The organism is Streptomyces hygroscopicus subsp. hygroscopicus, assembly GCF_030269125.1.
GTDB lineage: Bacteria > Actinomycetota > Actinomycetes > Streptomycetales > Streptomycetaceae > Streptomyces > Streptomyces hygroscopicus_C.
This window is the reverse complement of record NZ_BSSM01000002.1, coordinates 457250-477517: the sequence shown is the minus strand read 5'-3', so window position 1 is coordinate 477517 and position 20268 is coordinate 457250. Positions and strand designations below refer to the sequence as shown.

General features: G+C 71.8%; 14 protein-coding genes. 7 read left to right on the top strand and 7 right to left on the bottom strand.

Annotated features, from left to right (window positions below):
* Positions 1-71: 71 nt before the first annotated feature.
* Entirely contained in the window at positions 72-1253 is a 1182-nt protein-coding gene (locus QSK45_RS06580) for a globin domain-containing protein (RefSeq protein ID WP_285554169.1), read from the bottom strand.
* Between the two features lie 266 nt (positions 1254-1519).
* On the opposite strand from QSK45_RS06580, the gene QSK45_RS06575 reads away from it, so the two are divergent.
* The gene (locus tag QSK45_RS06575) at positions 1520-2881 is read left to right on the top strand and encodes a glutamine synthetase family protein (RefSeq protein WP_285554167.1); all 1362 of its coding nucleotides are present in this window, start codon (positions 1520-1522) and stop codon (positions 2879-2881) included.
* A gap of 218 nt (positions 2882-3099) precedes the next feature.
* On the opposite strand, the gene QSK45_RS06570 is transcribed toward QSK45_RS06575, so the two are convergent.
* The 3 genes from QSK45_RS06570 to QSK45_RS06560 are packed head-to-tail and all read right to left on the bottom strand — an operon-like array spanning position 3100 to position 5704.
* Positions 3100-4692: a solute symporter family protein gene (locus QSK45_RS06570; RefSeq protein WP_285554165.1), complete on the bottom strand. Its 1593-nt coding sequence runs from the start codon at positions 4690-4692 to the stop codon at positions 3100-3102.
* The gene (locus QSK45_RS06565) at positions 4689-5030 is read right to left on the bottom strand and encodes a DUF485 domain-containing protein (RefSeq protein WP_285554163.1); all 342 of its coding nucleotides are present in this window, start codon (positions 5028-5030) and stop codon (positions 4689-4691) included. Before QSK45_RS06565 ends, QSK45_RS06570 begins: the two co-directional genes overlap by 4 nt.
* Before the next feature lie 20 nt (positions 5031-5050).
* The gene (locus QSK45_RS06560; protein ID WP_285554162.1) at positions 5051-5704 is read right to left on the bottom strand and encodes an adenylate kinase; all 654 of its coding nucleotides are present in this window, start codon (positions 5702-5704) and stop codon (positions 5051-5053) included.
* A 1368-nt stretch (positions 5705-7072) separates the two neighbouring features.
* Between QSK45_RS06560 and QSK45_RS06555 the strand changes: the two genes are divergently transcribed.
* On the top strand, positions 7073-7714 hold the full coding sequence (locus tag QSK45_RS06555; protein WP_285554160.1) for a response regulator: 642 nt from the start codon (positions 7073-7075) through the stop codon (positions 7712-7714).
* 15 nt (positions 7715-7729) lie between these two features.
* Here the strand turns inward: QSK45_RS06555 and QSK45_RS06550 are convergent, their stop codons facing one another.
* Complete coding sequence (locus QSK45_RS06550; RefSeq protein ID WP_285554158.1) at positions 7730-8602, bottom strand: alkaline phosphatase family protein; 873 nt, start codon at positions 8600-8602, stop codon at positions 7730-7732.
* Between the two features lie 966 nt (positions 8603-9568).
* Between QSK45_RS06550 and QSK45_RS06545 the strand changes: the two genes are divergently transcribed.
* Positions 9569-12580, top strand: a complete 3012-nt coding sequence (locus tag QSK45_RS06545) for a bifunctional [glutamine synthetase] adenylyltransferase/[glutamine synthetase]-adenylyl-L-tyrosine phosphorylase (RefSeq protein ID WP_285554156.1) — start codon at positions 9569-9571, stop codon at positions 12578-12580.
* A 130-nt stretch (positions 12581-12710) separates the two neighbouring features.
* On the opposite strand, the gene QSK45_RS06540 is transcribed toward QSK45_RS06545, so the two are convergent.
* The gene (locus tag QSK45_RS06540) at positions 12711-13574 is read right to left on the bottom strand and encodes a phosphatase PAP2 family protein (RefSeq protein WP_285554154.1); all 864 of its coding nucleotides are present in this window, start codon (positions 13572-13574) and stop codon (positions 12711-12713) included.
* A 68-nt stretch (positions 13575-13642) separates the two neighbouring features.
* A complete protein-coding gene (locus QSK45_RS06535) occupies positions 13643-14674 on the bottom strand; it encodes a LacI family DNA-binding transcriptional regulator (RefSeq protein ID WP_285554153.1) in 1032 nt (343 codons plus the stop codon).
* 379 nt (positions 14675-15053) lie between these two features.
* Between QSK45_RS06535 and QSK45_RS06530 the strand changes: the two genes are divergently transcribed.
* The 4 genes from QSK45_RS06530 (at position 15054) to QSK45_RS06515 (ending at position 20265) form a co-directional block, all read left to right on the top strand.
* Positions 15054-16325 (top strand): extracellular solute-binding protein, encoded by a 1272-nt coding sequence (locus QSK45_RS06530; protein WP_285554151.1) that lies wholly within the window; start codon positions 15054-15056, stop codon positions 16323-16325.
* Positions 16326-16431: 106 nt separating this feature from the next.
* Positions 16432-17436, top strand: coding sequence for a carbohydrate ABC transporter permease (locus QSK45_RS06525; protein ID WP_285554149.1), 1005 nt, complete (start codon positions 16432-16434; stop codon positions 17434-17436).
* Between the two features lie 19 nt (positions 17437-17455).
* Positions 17456-18361 (top strand): sugar ABC transporter permease, encoded by a 906-nt coding sequence (locus QSK45_RS06520; protein ID WP_285554147.1) that lies wholly within the window; start codon positions 17456-17458, stop codon positions 18359-18361.
* 191 nt (positions 18362-18552) lie between these two features.
* Positions 18553-20265 (top strand): glycoside hydrolase family 13 protein, encoded by a 1713-nt coding sequence (locus tag QSK45_RS06515; RefSeq protein ID WP_285554145.1) that lies wholly within the window; start codon positions 18553-18555, stop codon positions 20263-20265.
* Positions 20266-20268: the final 3 nt, after the last annotated feature.

Genomic DNA, 20268 nt, shown 5'->3' with positions numbered 1-20268 from the left:
GCCGCCCACCGGCATCCCGGCGGGCGGCCCTCCGCATCTTCTCGGCTCCTCGGCTCCTCGGCTCCTCGGTGTCAGCCGGCGATCCACAGGTCCGGCCCGAAGACCTCGTAGTGGATGTCGGCCGGCGCCACACCCTTCTCGATCAGCTGACCGCGCACGGCGCGCATGAACGGCAGCGGCCCGCAGAGGTAGGCCCGCGTACCGGGCGCGACGTCGATCCCGGAGAGGTCGACCAGGCCGGTGCGGCTGCCGGGCTCGGCGTCCCGCTCGTAGAAGAAGTGGACGGCCGCGTCCGTGAGCTTGGCCGCGTACGCCTGGTGGTCGGTGCGCAGGGCGTGGTCCGCGGGGGAGCGGTCGCCGTGCACGACGGTGACGGGCGCGTCGTGCCCGTCGGCCGCGAGCGAGGCCAGCATGGCGACCATCGGGGTCACGCCGATGCCCGCGGAGGCGAGCAGCAGCGGCCGCCCGGCGACGTCGTCGAGCACCAGGTCGCCGTACGGCTCCGACAGCTGGAGGACGTCACCGACCCGCACGTTCGCGTGCAGGTGGTTGGACACCTCGCCGTCCGGCGTCGTACCGCCCTGCACCCGCTTGACGCTGAACTGCCGCACGTCCTCCCCGAGCCCTCCGGACAGGCTGTACTGCCGTATCTGCCGCGCGCCGTCGGCGAGCCTCACCCCCACGGAGACGTACTGGCCGGCCCGGAAGCCGCGCACGGGGGACCCGTCGACGGGCCGCACCCGGAAGGAGACGACATCGGCGGTCTCCTCGTCCCGCCCCACGACCTCCCAGTCCCGGAACTCCTGGCTGCCGCTCTCCTCGTACAGCCGCTTCTCGATGGCGATGAGGGCGTTGGCCATCAGCCAGTAGACCTCGGTCCAGGCGGCGGCGACCTCGGGCGTGACGGCCTCGCCGAGGATCTCGGCGATGGCGGCGAAGAGGTGCTCGTGGACGATCGGGTACTGCTCCGGCACGACGCCCAGGGAGGCGTGCTTGTGGGCGATGCGGCTCAGCATCACGTCCGGGCGCTCGTCCGGGTGCTCGACGAGGTAGCCGGCGAACGCAGCGATGGAGCCCGCGAGGGCCGACTTCTGGGCGCCGGAGGCCTGGTTGCCCCGGTTGAACAGATCCCGCAGCAGCTCCGGGTGGGCGGTGAAGAGCCTGGAGTAGAAGTTTTCGGTGATCTGTTCGATCGCCGCGCCCACGGCGGGAAGCGTGGCGCGGACGGTGGCGGCGGACTGCTCGGACAGCATCGCGGACTCCTTGCGATCTCGACTGATCGAACGCTATTTAAATTTGCATCCAGGATGCAAATTTAAGAGACGTGTTCTGCCTCACGCCCCCGCGGGGCCCGGCCGTTACGGATGCCGCCGCCGACAGGCAAGATGGGCGACAGGGCAGTACACCTGCCGTAGGAGAGACGTTCAGGACGTGGACGCCAGGGCGATCAAGGTCCGCAACACGCATGAAACGCTGTTGTGGTGGGATGCTCCTGACCAGCAAGGATGGGAATCGGAAGATGGACAAGCAGCAGGAGTTCGTGCTCCGTACCTTGGAGGAGCGCGACATCCGGTTCGTACGCCTGTGGTTCACGGACGTGCTGGGCTTCCTGAAGTCCGTCGCCGTGGCCCCGGCCGAGCTGGAACAGGCCTTCGACGAGGGCATCGGCTTCGACGGCTCCGCCATCGAGGGCTTCGCCCGCGTGTACGAGTCCGACATGATCGCCAAGCCGGACCCGTCCACCTTCCAGATGCTGCCGTGGCGTGCGGAGACCCCCGGCACGGCCCGGATGTTCTGCGACATCCTGATGCCGGACGGCTCCCCGTCCTTCGCCGACCCGCGCTATGTCCTCAAGCGCGCCCTGGCCCGCACCTCCGACCTGGGTTTCACCTTCTACACCCACCCGGAGATCGAGTTCTTCCTGCTGAAGGACCGCCCGCTGGACGGCAGCCGTCCGACGCCGGCCGACAACTCGGGCTACTTCGACCACACGCCGACCAGCGTCGGCATGGACTTCCGCCGCCAGGCGATCACGATGCTGGAATCGATGGGCATCTCGGTGGAGTTCTCCCACCACGAGGGCGCCCCGGGCCAGCAGGAGATCGACCTGCGCTACGCCGACGCCCTCTCCACGGCCGACAACATCATGACCTTCCGCCAGGTCATGAAGCAGGTCGCCCTCGAACAGGGCGTCCAGGCCACCTTCATGCCCAAGCCCTTCTCCGAGCACCCGGGCAGCGGCATGCACACCCACCTCTCCCTCTTCGAGGGCGACCGCAACGCGTTCTACGAGTCGGGCGCGGAGTACCAGCTGTCCAAGGTGGGCCGCTCCTTCATCGCCGGCCTGCTCAGGCACGCGGCGGAGATCTCCGCGGTCACCAACCAGTGGGTCAACTCCTACAAGCGCATCTGGGGCGGCTCCGAGCGCACGGCGGGCGCGGGCGGCGAGGCGCCGTCGTACATCTGCTGGGGCCACAACAACCGCAGCGCCCTGGTCCGCGTCCCGATGTACAAGCCCGGCAAGACCGGCTCGGCCCGCGTCGAGGTCCGCTCCCTGGACACCGGCGCCAACCCCTACCTGGCCTACGCCGTCCTCCTCGCCGCCGGCCTGAAGGGCATCGAGGAGGGCTACGAACTGCCGCCGGGCGCCGAGGACGACGTCTGGGCCCTCTCGGACGCCGAACGCCGCGCCATGGGCATCGAGCCCCTCCCGCAGAACCTGGGCGAGGCCCTGACCCTCATGGAACGCAGCGACCTGGTCGCCGAGACCCTGGGCGAGCACGTCTTCGCCTTCTTCCTGCGCAACAAGCAGGCCGAGTGGCACGAGTACCGCTCGGAGGTCACGGCGTTCGAGCTGAGGAAGAACCTGCCGGTGCTGTAGCGGCAGGTCGGCGGGGGATTCCGCCGAAGCGGTCCGTGGGGCCGACGGTCACCGACCGTCGGCCCCACGCGTCCCACGACCCCGGCTCCCGCTCCCCGGCGATCACGGATCCGCGGTTCCCCCGGTGCGCGCGAGGTGCGCGCTCACCGGGTTGCCAGGGGCGGAACCGGGCCTCTGGGAGCTGATCACGGCCCGCGGGCCGTGCCGGAGACGCGGGCTCAGCCCGCACCCGTCAGACAGCGCTCCTCGAACTCGCGGTACCCGGCGACGTCGGCCGACCTGGGGCTCAGGACGGTGCCGAGCCAGCCCAGCAGGAACCCGACCGGGACGGAGACGATGCCCGGGTTCTGCAGCGGGAACCAGGCGAAGTGGGCCGTGGGCAGCACGGACGCCGGTGTCGAGGAGATGAACGGGCTGAAGACGACCAGCAGGAGGGAGCAGCCCAGGCCGCCGTACAGACCCCAGAGCGCGCCGGCCGCGGTGAAGCGGGGCCAGAACAGCGTGTAGAAAATGGTCGGCACGAGGGACGAGGCGGCGATGGCGAAGGCGAGGAAGGCGAGCGAGGCCGCGTTCCAGTCCCAGGCCAGCAGGGCGATGAGCATTCCCACCACGCCGACCGCACCGGCCGACACCCGTGCCACGGCCACCTCCTGACGGCCCTCCACCCGGCCCCCGCGGACACCGTACGCGTACACGTCGTGGGCCAGCGACGAGGCCGCGGCGAGTGTGACGCCGGCGGCCACGGAGAGGATCGTGGCGAAGACGAGGCAGGAGAACGCCGCCACCAGCAGGGACCCACCCACCGACTGCGCGAGCAGGAGCACCGCGGAGTTGCCGGTGGAGTCGCCGGCCTTGACGGTGTCGGTGCCGACGATCGCGGCCGTGCCCAGGCCGAGGACACCGACCGCCAGGCACACGGCGCCCACCAGGCCGACCGTCCACAGCACCGATGTGCGCAGCTGGTGCGCGGTGCCGGGGGACAGCAGGCGCATGACGATGTGCGGGAGCCCCCCGACGCCCAGCGCCATGGAGAGCGCGAGACTGAGGAAGTCCAGCTTGCTGGTGGTGCTGGCGCCGAACCGCAGGCCGGGCCGCAGATAGGCGTCCCCGTGCCCGCTGTTCGCGGCGGCCGCGTCGAGGAGGCCGCCGCCGCTCCAGGCGAAGTGCCGCAGCACCAGGACGACGGCCACCGCGACCACGGCCACCAGCAGCGCGGTCTTGGCGATCTGGATGAAGGTGGTGCCGGGCATTCCGCCGACCGCGACGTAGAAGACCACGAGCAAGCCGACGAGGGCGACGCACAGGGTGCGCGCCGTGCTCCCGGGCATCCCGGTGAACTGGGCCAGCAGCGCGACGCTCGCCGACAACTGGGCCACCAGGTAGAGGACGGACACGATGAGGGCGCAGACGCCGATGGCGAGCCGGACCGGTCGCTGCCGGTCCCGCATCCGCTGGGCGACCGTGTCGCCGAGGGTGAACAGGCCCGTGTTGCGCAGGGGTTCGGCGATCAGCAGGAGAACCATGATCCAGCCGATGGCGGTGCCCACGAGGTACAGCAGGCCGTCGTAGCCGGTCAGACAGACCAGGCCGGTGCTGCCCAGCAGGGTGGCCGCCGAGATGTAGTCGCCGCACATCGCCATGCCGTACTTGAGCGGCGACAGTTTCCGGCTGCCGAGGTAGAACTCGCTGACCTCGTCGCGGTGCGGGCTGTTGATGACGGCCGTGAACATGGTGACGGCGAGGAAGGTGAGGAACAGCACCAGCGGCAGCCGGAGGTGGCTGAGGGGTATGGCGCCCGATGCGGCGGTCATCGCTTGCTCCTTTCGGCGCCCGTCCGGTCGCGGTGCGCGCGCAGTGCGTCGGCGAGCGGGTCGAAGCGGGTGCGCATGTGCCGGTGGTAGCGCCACGCGGTCAGGAACAGGGCACCGAACAGGGCCAGGCCGAGCGCCAGTCCGAAGGTGAGACGTCCCCACAACGCGGTGGCCATCAGCCCGGGTGTGAAGCCGGACAGCAGGACGAGGAGCAGATAGCCGCCCACGACGCCGACGGCGGCCGGGGTGGCGAAGGAGAGGCGCAGGCGGCGCAGTTCCCGCGGATCGACGGGCGGCGGGGCCGCCGTCGCCGGGGTGCCGTACGGCTCGCGGTGCACGGGGGGTCGGGGATAGGGGTTCACCGCGCCCCCAAGGACAGGGCCGAGCGCATCCGGTCGCAGACCTCCGGGACCGTTCCCGTCGCGTCCACGGGGCGCAGCAGTTCCCGGTCCGTGTACCACCGCAGCAGCGGGACGGTCTGCTCCGCGTACACCGCGAGGCGCCGCAGCACGGTCTCCTCGGTGTCGTCGGCGCGCCTGACGAGGGGGCCGGCGCACCCGTCGCAGCGGTCCGGGACGCGGGGCGGGGAGAACACGGTGTGCACGGTCGTGCCGCACGCCGGGCACACGCGCCGGCCCGTCAGCCGCCGTACGATCTCGTCGTCCGGCAGGTCGAGGGCGATCACCGCGTCGAGCACGGTCCCGTCCTCGTCAAGGGCCCGCTCCAGGGGTTCGGACTGCCCCACGGTCCGGGGATAGCCGTCGAGCAGGAAGCCGTCCGCCGCGTCGGGTTCGCGCAGGCGGCGCGTGACGAGGGTCGCGGTCAGCTCGTCGGGCACCAGCTTACCGGCGTCCGTGTGCCGGCGGACCAGCTCGCCGAGCGCGGAGCCCCGGCTGGTCTCCGCGCGGAACAGGTCCCCGCTGGAGATCGCCGGGACGGCGAGGAGGCCGGCCAGGACACGGGCCTGGGTGCCCTTGCCGGCCCCGGGAGGGCCGATCAGAACGATGCGCATCTCAGTTCCTGTTCGGTGGTCAGTCTTCGGCCGGGGCAGCGGTGCCGGAGGCCGGTGTCCGCTCCGCGAGGGCGGACGGCTCTACGAAGGCGGGCGTCCGGGGCTGGGTCATGGCGCGGTCCTTGGATCGGGGTGCCTGCTCGGCACGGGTGGTGCACCGTCCGGGGCGCGGATGACGGCAGAAGGTGCGGGGTGCGGTGCGGGCGGCGGGACGGCTCGGGGCCGGGAGACCGCGCGCGGGCGGAGGGCACGGGTACGTCCGGCTGCCGCTCCCGGTCCGGGAGCGCGGCTTGGCGGCAGGGCGTTCCGTGGTGTCTCGCTCTGGCCGGTTACTGTGCGGCATCCGTGCCCCTACGGGGAGTCCCGGTAAGGGACTTGTCGATCAGCGGCGCGCGTCGCGCGACGGACGGACGGGGGCGTGCGACGAACGGTCGCCCGCCACCGCCGAGCGGCCGGCCGCGCCCCGCACCCGACGCCTCCGGCGGAGGTGGCCGGGCCGGTTCCGCCGGGGTCGTCGCGGACTTCCTGCCGGGCATGGCCGGGGGCACGTTGTGGTCGCCGAGGTGGCCGCCGACGTCCTGCCGGGCGTGGCCGGGGGAAGGCTCACTGGGTCGTGAACGGACACCGGTCTCGCGGGGCGGGCCTGGGCAGACGGCCGCCTGCCGCCTGCCGCCTGCCGCCTGCCGACCGGGTCCGCGGTCGCCGTCCGATGCCTCCGGCGGAGGTGGCCGGGCCGGTTCCGCCGGGGTCGTCGCGGACTTCCTGCCGGGCGTGGCCGGGGGCACGTTGCGGTCGCCGAGGTGGCCGCCGACGTCCTGCCGGGCGTGGCCGGGGGAAGGCTCACTGGGTCGTGAACGGACACCGGTCTCGCGGGGCGGGGCTGGGCAGATGGCCGCCTGCCGCCTGCCGACCGGGTCCGCGGTCGCCGTCCGATACCTCCGGCGGAGGTGGCCGGGCCCCGGTGTCACGGAGGCATCCACCGGGCAGGAGCGCGGGCCCTTCCGGATCGGTGCGCGGGAGGGAGGCGATCGCGGTCAGCGCGTCGCACGAGAAGTGCGGGAGACCAGCGCGCGGTGCCCGCCGCTCAACCTCCACCGGGCGGGCGCGGGAGCGGTACGGCCCGGAGGGTCACCGCCGCCCGGCCGCCCACCGGTCCACCTCACCGGTCGCCTGAACGGGCCCGTCGGCGAGCCCGGGGCCGAGGCGAGCGGCGCGCCCTCCACCCGGTCCGCAGCGCACCCGTGCCACACTCGGCCTGCCTTGGGCACGGTGGCCCGCCGCCGCTCCTTCGTGGCCGTCGAAAACCGTCGGCCCGCCCCGCCGAGTCCTGGAAGAATCACGGCAGCCCATCGACCTCGGGGGAGTGCCGTGAAGGACGCGACGGAACTGATCAGGGCCCTGACGGGCTTGGCCTGGCCGCTCATGGCGGGTGTCGCCTTGTGGCGCCTTTTCCCCCTGATCAAGGAGATAGTCCGCTCCCGGGGCTTCACGATCAAGGTCGGCGAGGCCGAGGTGACGGTCCAGGAGTACTCCGAGAGCCTGATCCGGGCCACGGCCGAGATCCAGGGGCGACTGGCCACCGTCAGCGCCGTGGCACCGCAGACCGCCGACTCCCGCACCCTGGACAGGATTCTCTGGGTGGACGACCGCCCGAAGAACAACCTCACCGAGGTGGCCCAACTCCGGGCCCTGGGCGTCGAGGTCAGCCTGGCGAAGTCGACCGACGAGGGCCTCCAGGCCCTCGCCGGCGCTCAGCGCCCCTTCGACGCGATCCTCTCCGACATGAGCCGCAAGGAGCGCTTCCGCAACAACAGCACCGCCGGCCTCGACCTGATCCGAGCCCTGCGCGCGGGGGGCCAGACGACCCCCGTCTTCGTCTACGCGACCGCCCGCGCCGTCGCCCTGCGCGCGGAGGTCACCGAGGCCGGCGGAAGCGGCGTGGCCGCCTCGTCGACCGAACTCTTCCAACTCCTGCGCGGAGTCGGCGAGTTCCCGGCCCAGCGGGGCTGAGCCGGGCCGGCGGCGTCAGGAGGTGGCCCAGATCCCGCTGATGTCCTGACCCGAGGCGGCGTTGCCCGCGTGCGTACCGAGCCCCTGGCTGTCCTCCAGGGTGCGCAGCATGTCGTAGTGGTTGTACGTGGTCGAACTGGAGGACCCGGCCACCACCGGCTGCCCGTACAGCACCGTCGGAATCCGGTTTCCGTTCAGCGAGTTGTCCTCGTCGAAGGTGACCACGAGCAGGCTGTTGTGCGTCTTGGCCCAACTCGCGTACGCGCCCAGGTTGTTCTTCAGCCAGGTGTCACCGGTGGCCACCGAGCAGTCGTGCATGTCGCTGCACAGGTTCGGGATCACGAACGACATCTGGGGCAGCGTCGAGTAGTCCGTCGGGAACTGTGCGAAGGTCTTGGCGCTCGACGTCGGCACATTGCTGAACCCGAACCACGGGTTGTGCTTCCGCGCGTACTTGCCGCTGCTGCACGTCGTCGACCCCTGGCTCGGCAACGACTCGTTGTAGCTGGCCCAGCTGCGCCCGGCCGCGATCACCTCGGACGCCAGGTTCGGCGCGGACGAGAACCCCGGTGTGTAGCAGCTGTCGTCCGTGATGCCCTGTGTCGACCCGGAGAACAGCGCGAAGTAGTTCGGCTGGCTCGGGTGCGTGATGGCGTACGACTGCGACAGAGACGCCCCGCCCGACTTCAGCGAGTTGATGTACGGCGCACTGGAGGACCCGATGATCTGGCTGTAGGCATGGTTCTCGAACACCACGACGACCACGTGATCCGGCGTGGGCACGCCGCCCGCGGCCTGCGCGGGAGACCCGCCGATCCCGATCCCGCCGAAAGCGGCGGCGGCAGCCAGGACGGCAAGGGCACGGCGGTACAGGGAACGACGCGACACATCGACCTCCGAGTCGAGGGGCAACAGAACTGGCGATGAGCATGCACACGCCAACCCAAGCCTGCCCCCCACGCGCGTGAAGCCGGGGTGAATTCACTGAATGGCCGGTATCCGCCCCTGCGACCCGCAGCCGCCACACCAATGGTCCGCCGGCCCGAGCACCGCTACCACCCGCCGCGGCACCGCCCCCCATCCGCCCGGAGCGGGACCGCCGCAGGCGTCCGACCCGAGCCCTCCGCAGCTACCCGCGGCACTACCCCCCATCCGCCTGGAGCGGGGCCGCCGCAGGGTCCGATCCGAACCCTTCGCAGCTACCCGCGGCCGCCGACGGCGGGGAGGGGACGCGGCGGGTGGTATCCGCCCGCAGCGGCCGGCGTCAACTCGTTCCACCTCCAAACGAACAGTCCGCCGGACCGAGGACGGGTACCACCCGCCGCGGCAGCGACTCACCACCTCTCCCGTGGCGCACCCGAGCCACGACGGCGCCCGACGGGCCGCCGCAGGCACTCGGGGCGAGGCCCCCACAGACTCCCGGCGCGAGGCCCCGCAGGGTCCCCGCGCGAGGTGGCCGCAGGCCCCTGGGGCGAGGCGCGCGCAGGCTCTGGATGTGAGGTCCCCGCAGGTCCCCGCCGCGAGGGCTCCGGTGCGAGGCCGCCGCAGGCTGCCGGCACGGTGGGGGCTGCCGCGAGGCTCCCGCAGGTTCCTGGGCGCGGAACCCCGCAGGCCCCCTCGCGCGCAGGCTCTGGGCGTGAGGTCCCCGCAGGCCCCCGCCGCGAGGGCTCCGGTGCGAGGTCGCCGCAGGCTGCCGGCACGGTGGGGGCTGCCGCGAGGCCCCCGCGTGCCTCCGCCGCGAGGCCGCCGCAGGCCCCCGCGGAGGCGTCACCGCAGGCACCCGACCCGGCGCGGCCCGCCGCAGGCGACTACGCTCCCTCCAGGACCAGAGTGACCCCGAGGGGAGCCCAGAACATGACGCCGGGCCGCAGAAGCAGCACTTTCACGCGCCTTCTCCGACACGGCTTCACCGACGCCGCCGCCGCCGAGCGCCTCCTGGACACCCCCGAACTCGCCCCCGTCCGCGACGACCCCTTCCTCCTCGAAGCGCTGGGCGCCACCGCCGACCCCGACCTCGCCCTGCACGGCCTCGTCCGCCTCCTGGAAGCCCAGCCCGCCCAGCCCGCCCACCGCGAACTCCTCGACACCCTCATCGCGGCCAAACCCCTGCGCGACCGCCTCCTGGGCGTCCTCGGCGCCTCCGCCGCCCTCGCCGACCACCTCGCCCGCCACCCCACCGACTGGCAGGCCCTGGTCACCTACGAACCCCACGACCTCCACCCCGGCCTCACGGAATTCGAACGCGGCCTCTCGGGCGCCACCGACGCGGTCGGCCTCCGCGTCGCCTACCGCCGCTGCCTCCTCTCCATCGCCGCACGAGACGTCTGCGGCACCACGGACGTCGCCGAGACCGCCGCCGAACTCGCCGACCTCGCCACCGCCACCCTCCGCGCCGCCCTGGCCCTGGCCCAGGCCGCGGCCCCCGAGGACGCCGCGGCCTGCCGCCTCGCGGTCATCGGCATGGGCAAGTGCGGCGGCCACGAACTGAACTACGTCTCCGACGTGGACGTGATCTTCGTGGCGGAAGCGACGAACGGCACCGACGAGACCAAGGCCCTGAAATCGGCCACCCGGCTGGCATCCGCCCTGATGCGGATCTGCTCCGAGACCACCGTCGAGGGCTCGATCTGGCCGGTCGACGCCAACCTCCGCCCCGAGGGCCGCAACGGCCCCCTCGTCCGCACCCTCTCCTCCCACCTCGCCTACTACCAGCGCTGGGCGAAGACCTGGGAGTTCCAGGCCCTCCTGAAGGCCCGCCCGGTAGCCGGCGACGAGACCCTCGGCCAGGACTACCTGGACACGCTGCACCCCCTCGTCTGGCAGGCGGCCGACCGCGACAACTTCGTGGCGGACGTGCAGAAGATGCGACGACGCGTCGTCGACAACATCCCGCCCGCCGAGGTCGACCGCGAACTGAAACTGGGCCCCGGCGGCCTGCGGGACGTCGAATTCGCCGTCCAGCTCCTCCAGCTGGTCCACGGCCGCACCGACCCCACCCTCCGCAGCGGCACCACCCTGGACGCCCTCAGGGCACTGGCCGCCGGCGGCTACGTGGGCCGCGAGGACGCCGCCCGCCTGGACGAGGCGTACCGCTTCCTGCGCGCGATGGAACACCGCATCCAGCTCTACCGCCTGCGCCGCACCCACCTCGTCCCCACCGCCGAGGAGGACCTCCGCCGCCTGGGCCGCTCCCTCGGCATGCGCGCCAACCCGATCACCGAGCTGAACAGGGAGTGGAAGCGGCACTCCACCGTCGTGCGGCGGCTGCACGAGAAGCTGTTCTACCGCCCGCTCCTGGACGCCGTCGCCCAGCTCGCCCCCGGCGAGGCCCGCCTCAGTCCCGAGGCCGCCCGGGAACGCCTCGTGGCCCTCGGCTACGCGGACCCCGCCGCGGCCCTGCGCCACCTGGAGGCCCTGGCCTCGGGCGTGACCCGCAAGGCCGCGATCCAGCGCACGCTCCTGCCCGTCCTCCTCGGCTGGTTCGCGGACTCCGCCGACCCGGACGCCGGACTGCTGAACTTCCGCAAGGTCTCCGACGCCCTCGGCAAGACCCCCTGGTACCTGCGCCTGCTGCGCGACGAGGGCGCCGCCGCGGAGAACCTGGCCCGCGTCCTGTCCGCGGGCCGCCTCGCCCCCGACCTCCTGATGCGCGCCCCCGAGGCCGTCGCCCTGCTCGGCGACGGCGACGGCGCGGGAGCGGGCACGGGCCTCGCCGCCCGCACCCGGACAGCGCTCGAACAGGAGATCCTGGCCGCGGTGAGCCGCGCGGAGAACGCCGAGCAGGGCGTCACCGCCGCCCGCGGCGTCCGCCGCCGCGAACTCTTCCGCACCGCCGCCGCCGACATCGTCGCCTCGTACGGCACGGAGAACACCCCCGTGCAGGCCGACCAGGGCGCTCTGGTCGACCTCGTCGGCGGGGCGGTCTCCGACCTCACCGCGGCCACCCTGGCGGGCACGCTGCGCGCGGTCGTGCGGGCCGGCTGGGGCGACACGCTGCCCACGAAGTTCGCGATCATCGGCATGGGCCGCTTCGGCGGTCACGAACTGGGCTACGGCTCCGACGCGGACGTGCTGTTCGTGCACGAGCCGCAGGACGGCGTGGCCGAGCACGAGGCCGCCGCGGCCGCGAACAAGGTCGTCGCCGAGATGCGCCGGCTGCTCCAGCTGCCCAGCGCCGACCCGCCGCTGCTGATCGACGCGGACCTGCGCCCGGAGGGCAAGTCGGGCCCGCTGGTGCGCACCCTGAAGTCGTACGAGGCGTACTACCGCCGCTGGTCCCTGGTCTGGGAGTCCCAGGCGCTGCTGCGGGCGGAGCCGTTCGCGGGCGACGCCGATCTCGGCCGCCGCTTCGTGGCGCTGATCGAGCCGCTGCGCTACCCGGCGCGGGGCCTGACCGATGACGCGGTGCGCGAGATCCGCCGGCTGAAGGCCCGCATGGAATCGGAACGGCTTCCACGCGGCGCCGACCCCCGCCTGCACACCAAGCTGGGTCCCGGCGGCCTCTCGGACGTGGAGTGGACCGTCCAGCTGCTCCAGCTGAGACACGCCCACGAGGTCCCCGGCCTGCGCACGACCCGCACCCGCGCGGCCCTGGCCGCCGCGCACGAGGCGGGCCTGCTGGGCGCGGAGGAGACGGCGACCCTGGACGAGGCGTGGGTGCTGGCGACGCGGGTCCGCAACGCGGTGATGCTGGTGCGCGGCCGGGCGGGCGACACCTTCCCGACCCAGCCCCGCGAGCTGGCCGCGGTCGGCCGCTACCTGGGCTACGGCGAGGGCCACGCCGGCGACATGCTGGACGCGTACGGCCGTACCACCCGCAGGGCACGGGCCGTCATGGAAGAACTCTTCTACGGCGACGGAGCGTGACGGGCGTCACCACCCGCAGCCGAACCCTCGCTCGCCGCACGCCACGGCGATGGAGCATGACGGGCGTCATCACCCGCAGCCGAACCCTCGCTCGCCCCACGCCCGCGCCGCCCCGCGCCGCCCCCGCTCCCTACGAAGCGGTCGCCCGAGCCGCCTCCGGCACGCCCCGCCCCGCCACCACCCGCGGCAGCGCGTAGGGCACCGCGCCGTACCAGAGCCGTGCCACCGCGAACCCGAACGAAAGACAGACCACGCCCCCCACCGCGTCCAGCCAGAAGTGGTTGGCCGTGGACACGATCACCACCAGCGTCGCCAGCGGGTACAGCAGCCCCAGCACCCGCACCCACGGCACCGACGCCAGCGCGAAGATCGTGAGCCCGCACCACAGCGACCAGCCGATGTGCATGGACGGCATCGCCGCGTACTGGTTGGACATGTGCTTGAGGTCCCCGGAGGCCATCGATCCCCAGGTGTGGTGCACCAGTACGGTGTCCACGAAGTACCCGCCCCGCATCAGGCGGGGCGGGGCGAGCGGGAACAGGTAGTAGCCGACCAACGCGCCGCCCGTGGTGGCGAAGAGCGCGAGCCGCGCGGCCGCGTACCGGCCCGGATGCCATCGGTACAGCCACACCAGGACGCCGATCGTCATGACGAAGTGCAGCGTCGCGTAGTAGTAGTTCATGCCGATGATCAGCCAAGTCACCGAGTTCAGGGCGTGGTTGACGGATCGCTCGACATCAATGCCCAGCAGCCGCTCGGCGCTCCAGATCCAGTCCGCGTTGCGCAGCGCCTCGTCCTTCTGCTCCGGCACCGCGTTGCGGATCAGCGAGTACGTCCAGTAACTCACCGCGATCAGAAGGATCTCGAACCAGAGCCGGGGCCTGCGTGGCCGCCGCAGCCGGCCCAGGACGCCTCTTCCGTCCCTGCCCGTGACAGCCCGCGGACCGGCCGCCTCGTCGCGACCTTCCCACTGCGTCACGGTCGAGTCACTCATGGGCATCAAGTCTGCCAGAAAAGGCTTCGGAGCCCGATCATCCCAGGGTCGGGTCCGCGCCGCACCCGCTACGGCGTCCGAAGATGCGGCGCCGAGGCCGTGGACCCGCGCACCACCAGTTCCGGCATGAACACGAACTCGCTGTGCGGCGCGGGCGTACCGCCGATCTCCTCCAGCAGCGTACGCACCGCCGCCTGCCCCATCGCCGGGACCGGCTTGCGGACCGTGGTGAGCGGCGGGTCGGTGAAGGCGATCAGCGGGGAGTCGTCGAAGCCGACCACGGACACGTCCCGGGGGACCTCCAGGCCCCGCTGGCGGGCCGCCCGTATGGCGCCGAGGGCCATCATGTCGCTGGCGCAGACCACCGCGGTGCAGTCCCGGTCGATCAGTGCCGTCGCGGCCGCCTGACCGCCCTCCAGGGTGTACAGCGAGTGCTGCACCAGCTCGTTCTCCACGACCTCGGCGCTGAGCCCCAACTGGTCCTGCATCGCCCGCACGAAGCCCTCGATCTTGCGCTGCACCGGCACGAACCGCTTGGGCCCGAGCGCCAGCCCGATCCGGGTGTGGCCGAGCGAGACCAGGTGGGTCACCGCGAGCGTCATCGCCGCGCGGTCGTCGGGGGAGATGAACGGCGCCTGCACCTGCGGCGAGAAGCCGTCCACCAGCACGAACGGCACCCCCCGCGCCCGCAGCCGCTCGTAGCGCTGCATGTCGGCGGTGGTGTCGGCGTGCAGCCCGGAGACGTAGATGATGCCCGCGACACCGCGGTCCACCAGCATCTCGGTCAGCTCGTCCTCGGTGGAGCCGCCCGGGGTCTGGGTGGCGAGCACCGGGGTGTAGCCCTGGCGGGTCAGTGCCTGCCCGATGACCTGCGCCAGGGCAGGGAATATCGGGTTCTCCAGCTCCGGCGTGATCAGCCCGACCAGGCCCTCGCTGCGCTGGCGCAGCCGTACCGGCCGTTCGTAGCCGAGCACGTCGAGCGCGGCGAGCACGGATTGGCGGGTGGTGGCGGCGACGCCCGGCTTCCCGTTGAGGACCCGGCTGACGGTCGCTTCGCTCACCCCCGCCTGCGCTGCGATGTCGGCAAGCCGTGTGGTCACGCCACTGGACTGTACCGGTCGCCTCTCGCCTTGCACACCGCTCGGGCGCCGGGTGCGCCCGGTCGAACGAGCCCCTGCGGGTTGCTGCCTCATTGCGCTCCCTTGAGTTCGTTGTGGCAAGAGCTTGCAGAGTCTTGCACAAGTCGGCTGCCGACGCTCAACCGGCTTCGTTGTGCGGTTGCGAGCAGGTCGAGAGCCGGTCACGACGGGGTAACCATCGTGTTCTCTTGCACTTTTTTTCTGCAAGGTCTTTCGCGGCGCTTACAACGCTGTTACGTTCCTGGTCGCCCGGCCGCGGCAACGGCGCAGTCGGCAAGTCGCACGGGGCGGGCGGGACCGCCCCCTGTACCACTCGGGCTTAAACCCTCAAGGAGAACTCATGCGGCGTGGCATAGCGGCCTCCGCGCTGGTGGCGTCCCTCGCCCTCGCGGCGACGGCCTGCGGCGGCGGGAGCAGCGACAGCAAGTCGGACGGGCCGGTCACCATCACCTGGTGGGACACTTCCAACGCCACCAATGAGGCACCGACGTACAAGGCCTTGGTGCAGCAGTTCGAAGCTGCCAACAAGAACATCAAGGTCAAGTACGTCAACGTCCCCTTCGACCAGGCGCAGAACAAGTTCGACACCGCCGCGGGCGCCTCCGGTGCCCCGGACGTGCTGCGCTCCGAGGTCGGCTGGACCCCCGCCTTCGCCAAGAAGGGCTACTTCCTGCCGCTGGACGGCACCGAGGCCCTCGCCGACAAGGCCAAGTTCGAGCCGAACCTGATCAAGCAGGCGCAGTACCAGGGCAAGACCTACGGCGTGCCGCTGGTCACCGACACCCTGGCCCTGGTCTACAACAAGGCCCTGTTCAAGAAGGCCGGCATCACCACGCCGCCCAAGACCTGGGACGAGCTGAGGTCCGACGCCGCCAAGGTCAAGGACAAGACCGGCGCCGACGGCTACTGGGGCTCCACCGCCGGCTACTACGGCCAGCCGTTCCTCTACGGCGAGGGCACCGACACCGTCGACGTCGACGCCAAGAAGGTCACCATCGACACGCCGGCCGCCAAGAAGGCGTACGGCACGTGGCTGAGCCTGTTCTCCGGGAAGGGCCTGCACAAGGCCGACACCACCCCGGACGCCTACGCCCACATCATGGACGCGTTCTCCAACGGCAAGGTCGCCGCGATCATCCAGGGCCCCTGGGAGAACACGAACATCTACAAGGGCAGCGCCTTCAAGGACAAGACCAACCTGGGCGTCGCGGTCGTCCCGGCCGGCTCCACCGGCAAGGCGGAGGCCCCGACCGGCGGCCACAACCTCGCGGTCTACGCCGGCTCCGACAAGGCGCACCAGGCGGCGGCCCTGAAGTTCGTCAACTTCATGACGTCGGCCTCCTCCCAGGAGACCATCGCCCTGAAGAACGCCACCCTGCCGACCCGCTCGGACGCCTACACGGCCAAGGTGACGGCCGACCCGGGCACCGCCGGCTTCCAGAGCGTGCTGTCGGCCGCCCAGCCCCGCCCGTCGCTGCCCGAGTACGGCTCCCTGTGGGCGCCGCTCGACACCGAGCTGCCGAAGATCGCCAGTGGCAAGGAGTCGCTGGACAAGGGCCTGAGCAACGCCGACATCGCCATCGGCAAGCTCGTCCCCGACTTCAGCAAGTAAGCCCGGTCGGCCGCCGGCTGCCTCACCCACGAGGAGGCAGCCGGCGGCCACCGGCCTGTGCCCGGCCCCCGGCCCTCATCCTTGAACCATTCGAAGGTGTCGAACCATGACAGTCGCCATCGACCGCGCGACCGGCAAGAGCCGCGGTGACCGTGCGCCTCGGCCAGGGCTGGGGCAGCGCATCAGGAACAGCCTCCAGAGGTACTGGTACGCCTACGCGATGATCGCCCCGGTGGTCATCGTGCTCGCGGTGCTCGTCGGCTACCCGCTCGTGCGCGGTCTCTACCTCACGCTGACCGACGCCAACAGCCTCAACTCCGCGCGCACCATCGGCGTCAACCACATCGCCGCGACCTACAAGTTCGTCGGTCTGGACAACTACAAGAACATCCTCTGGGGCCCGCTGTCCTACGACCGCTTCTGGTCCCACATGGTGTGGACGGTCGTCTGGACGGTCGCCTGTGTGACCCTGCACTACACCTTCGGCCTCGGCCTCGCGCTGATGCTGAACCAGAAGCTGCGCGGCCGCACCGTCTACCGCGTGCTGCTCGTGCTGCCGTGGGCCGTGCCCACCTTCGTCACCGTCTTCTCCTGGCGGATCATGCTCGCCGACTCCGGCGCGGTCAACCAGATCCTGCACGCGCTGCACCTGCCGCAGCCGCAGTGGCTGGAGGACACCTTCTGGCAGCGCTTCGCCGCCATCATGGTCAACACCTGGTGCGGTGTGCCGTTCATGATGCTCTCGCTGCTCGGCGGTCTCCAGTCCATCGACACCGCCCTGTACGAGGCGGCGCGGATGGACGGCGCCAACGCCTGGCAGCGCTTCCGGCACGTCACCCTGCCGGGGCTGCGCTCGGTCAGCTCCACGGTGGTCCTGCTCGGCGTCATCTGGACCTTCAACCAGTTCGCCATCATCTTCCTGCTGTTCGGACCGACCAGCGCCCCGGACGCCCAGATCCTCGTCACCTGGGCCTACTACCTGGGCTTCGGCCAGCAGCCGCGCGACTTCGCCCAGTCCGCCGCCTACGGCGTACTGCTGCTGTCGATCGTCACCGTCTTCACCTCCTTCTACTTCCGCTGGCTGAAGCGCAATGACCAGCTCGCCGTCTGACGCCGCAGGAGCCGCCGCCATGAGCACCACCACCCTCGAAAAGCCGGCCGACGCACCGGCCCCCGCCGCGAAGCCCGTCCGCCAGGGCCGCCGACCGGGCGAGCGCGGCCCCCTCGGCACCGTCCTGCTGCACGCCGGCCTGGTGATCGCGAGCCTCGTCGCGCTGGCCCCGGTGGCCTGGCTGGTCTACCTCTCGCTCGGCCCGGACAAGAACGACTACCTGCACCCGGGCGGCATCGCGGGGAAGATCAGCTTCTCCAACTACAGCTTCGTGCTCCAGCACACCGAGTTCTTCGACTGGTTCAAGTCCACGATGATCGTGGCCCTCGGCACCACCGTCGTCGGTGTACTGCTCGCCGCGACCACCGGCTACGCGGTCTCCCGGATGCGCTTCCCCGGCCACAAGCAGCTGATGTGGGTCCTGCTGCTGACCCAGGCGTTCCCGATCGCCGTCCTGATCGTGCCGATGTACCAGATCTTCAGCGACCTGGGCCTCATCGACTCCTACTGGGCGCTGATCCTCGTCAACTGCACCACCGCGGTGCCGTACAGCGCCTGGCTGCTCAAGGGCTACTTCGACACGATCCCGATCGAGATCGACGAGGCGGGACGGGTGGACGGGCTCACCCCGTTCGGCACCTTCTTCCGGCTGATCCTGCCGCTGGCCCGTCCGGGCCTGGCCGTCGCCGCGTTCTACAACTTCATCACCGCGGTCGCCGAGGTCGCCTTCGCGACCACCTTCATGCTGGACGACTCCAAGTACACCTTCTCGGTCGGCCTCCAGACCTTCGTCAGCGAGCACGACGCCGAGTGGAACTACATGGCCGCCACCGCGGTGCTGATCGCGATACCCGTCTCGCTGTTCTTCTACCTGGTGCAGAAGAACCTCGTCACCGGTCTCACCTCCGGCGGCACCAAGGGCTGACGCCCCGACGCACCAGAGGCTCCCGCGCGCCCGGCGCGCGGGTAGGCGGCCGCGGTGTCCATCCGACCCCGCTGACATCGCGGCCGCCTCGCATTCCGTTCCCCGGCCCGCCTCCGCCGCCGTACCGTCCGGGCCCCAGCGTCCGTTCCCCACGCGCCGACGACCCGAACTCCGTTACCACCAAGGAAGCCATGAGCCAGCAGCACACCGCCGCCCCGGGCACCGACACCGACACCGCCACCGTCGCCGGGCACCCCCGTGACTGGTGGCGGGAGGCGGTCATCTACCAGGTCTACCCGCGCAGCTTCGCCGACAGCAACGGCGACGGCATGGGCGACCTGGAGGGCGTACGCTCCCGCCTGCCGTACCTGCGCGACCTCGGCGTCGACGCGGTGTGGCTCAGCCCCTTCTACGCCTCCCCGCAGGCCGACGCCGGTTACGACGTCGCGGACTACCGCGCGGTCGACCCGATGTTCGGCACCCTGCTGGACGCCGACGCGCTGATCCGCGACGCCCACGGGCACGGCCTGCGCATCATCGTGGACCTGGTGCCCAACCACTCCTCGGACCAGCACGAGTGGTTCAAGCGCGCCCTCGCGGAGGGCCCCGGCTCGCCGCTGCGGGAGCGCTACCACTTCCGGCCGGGCAAGGGCGAGAACGGCGAACTGCCGCCCAACGACTGGGAGTCGATCTTCGGCGGCCCGGCCTGGACCCGGGTCACCGAGCCCGACGGCACGGCGGGCGAGTGGTACCTGCACCTGTTCGCGCCCGAGCAGCCCGACCTCAACTGGGAGCATCCGGCCGTCGGCGACGAGTTCCGCTCCATCCTGCGCTTCTGGCTGGACATGGGCGTGGACGGCTTCCGCATCGACGTGGCGCACGGCCTCGTCAAGGCCGAGGGCCTGCCCGACCTCGGCTCCGGCGAGCAGCTGAAGCTGCTGGGCAACGATGTCATGCCGTTCTTCGACCAGGACGGCGTGCACGCGATCTACCGCCAGTGGCGCACGATCCTCGACGAGTACTCCCCCAGCCTTGGGCAGGGGGGACCCCCGGAGCGCATCTTCGTCGCGGAGGCATGGACGCCGACCGTCGAGCGCACGGCCAACTACGTCCGCCCGGACGAGCTGCACCAGGCGTTCAACTTCCAGTACCTGTCGACGGCCTGGGACGCGGCCGAGCTGCGCGCGGTCATCGACAGCACCCTGGAGGCGATGCGTCCGGTCGGTGCCCCGGCCACCTGGGTGCTGTCCAACCACGACGTCACCCGGCACGCCACCCGCTTCGCCAACCCGCCCGGCCTCGGCACCCAGATCCGCCAGGCCGGCGACCGCGCCCTCGGCCTGCGCCGGGCCCGCGCCGCCACCCTGCTGATGCTGGCGCTGCCCGGCTCCGCCTACCTCTACCAGGGCGAGGAACTGGGCCTGCCGGACGTCGTGGACCTGCCCGACGAGGTGCGCCAGGACCCGGCGTACTTCCGGGGCGAGGGCCAGGACGGCTTCCGCGACGGCTGCCGGGTGCCGATCCCGTGGAGCCGCACGGGGACCTCGTACGGCTTCGGCGACGGCGGCAGCTGGCTCCCGCAGCCGGAGTGCTGGGGCGAGCTGAGCGTGGAGGCGCAGACGGGGGTGGCCGGCTCCACCCTGGAGCTGTACCGCGCCGCCCTCGCCGCCCGCCGGTCCCAGCCGGACCTGGGCGCCGGCGAGTCGGTGGAGTGGCTGCGCGCGCCCGAGGGCGTCCTGGCCTTCCGCCGGGGCGGGTTCGTGTGCGTCACCAACACCACGGGTGAGCCGGTGACGACTCCGGCGTACGGCCGGGTGCTGCTCGCGAGCGGTGAGGTGGCCGAGACCGGTGGCGAGGCGACGGTGCCCGCCGACACCACGGTGTGGTGGACCGTGGCGGTCTGACGC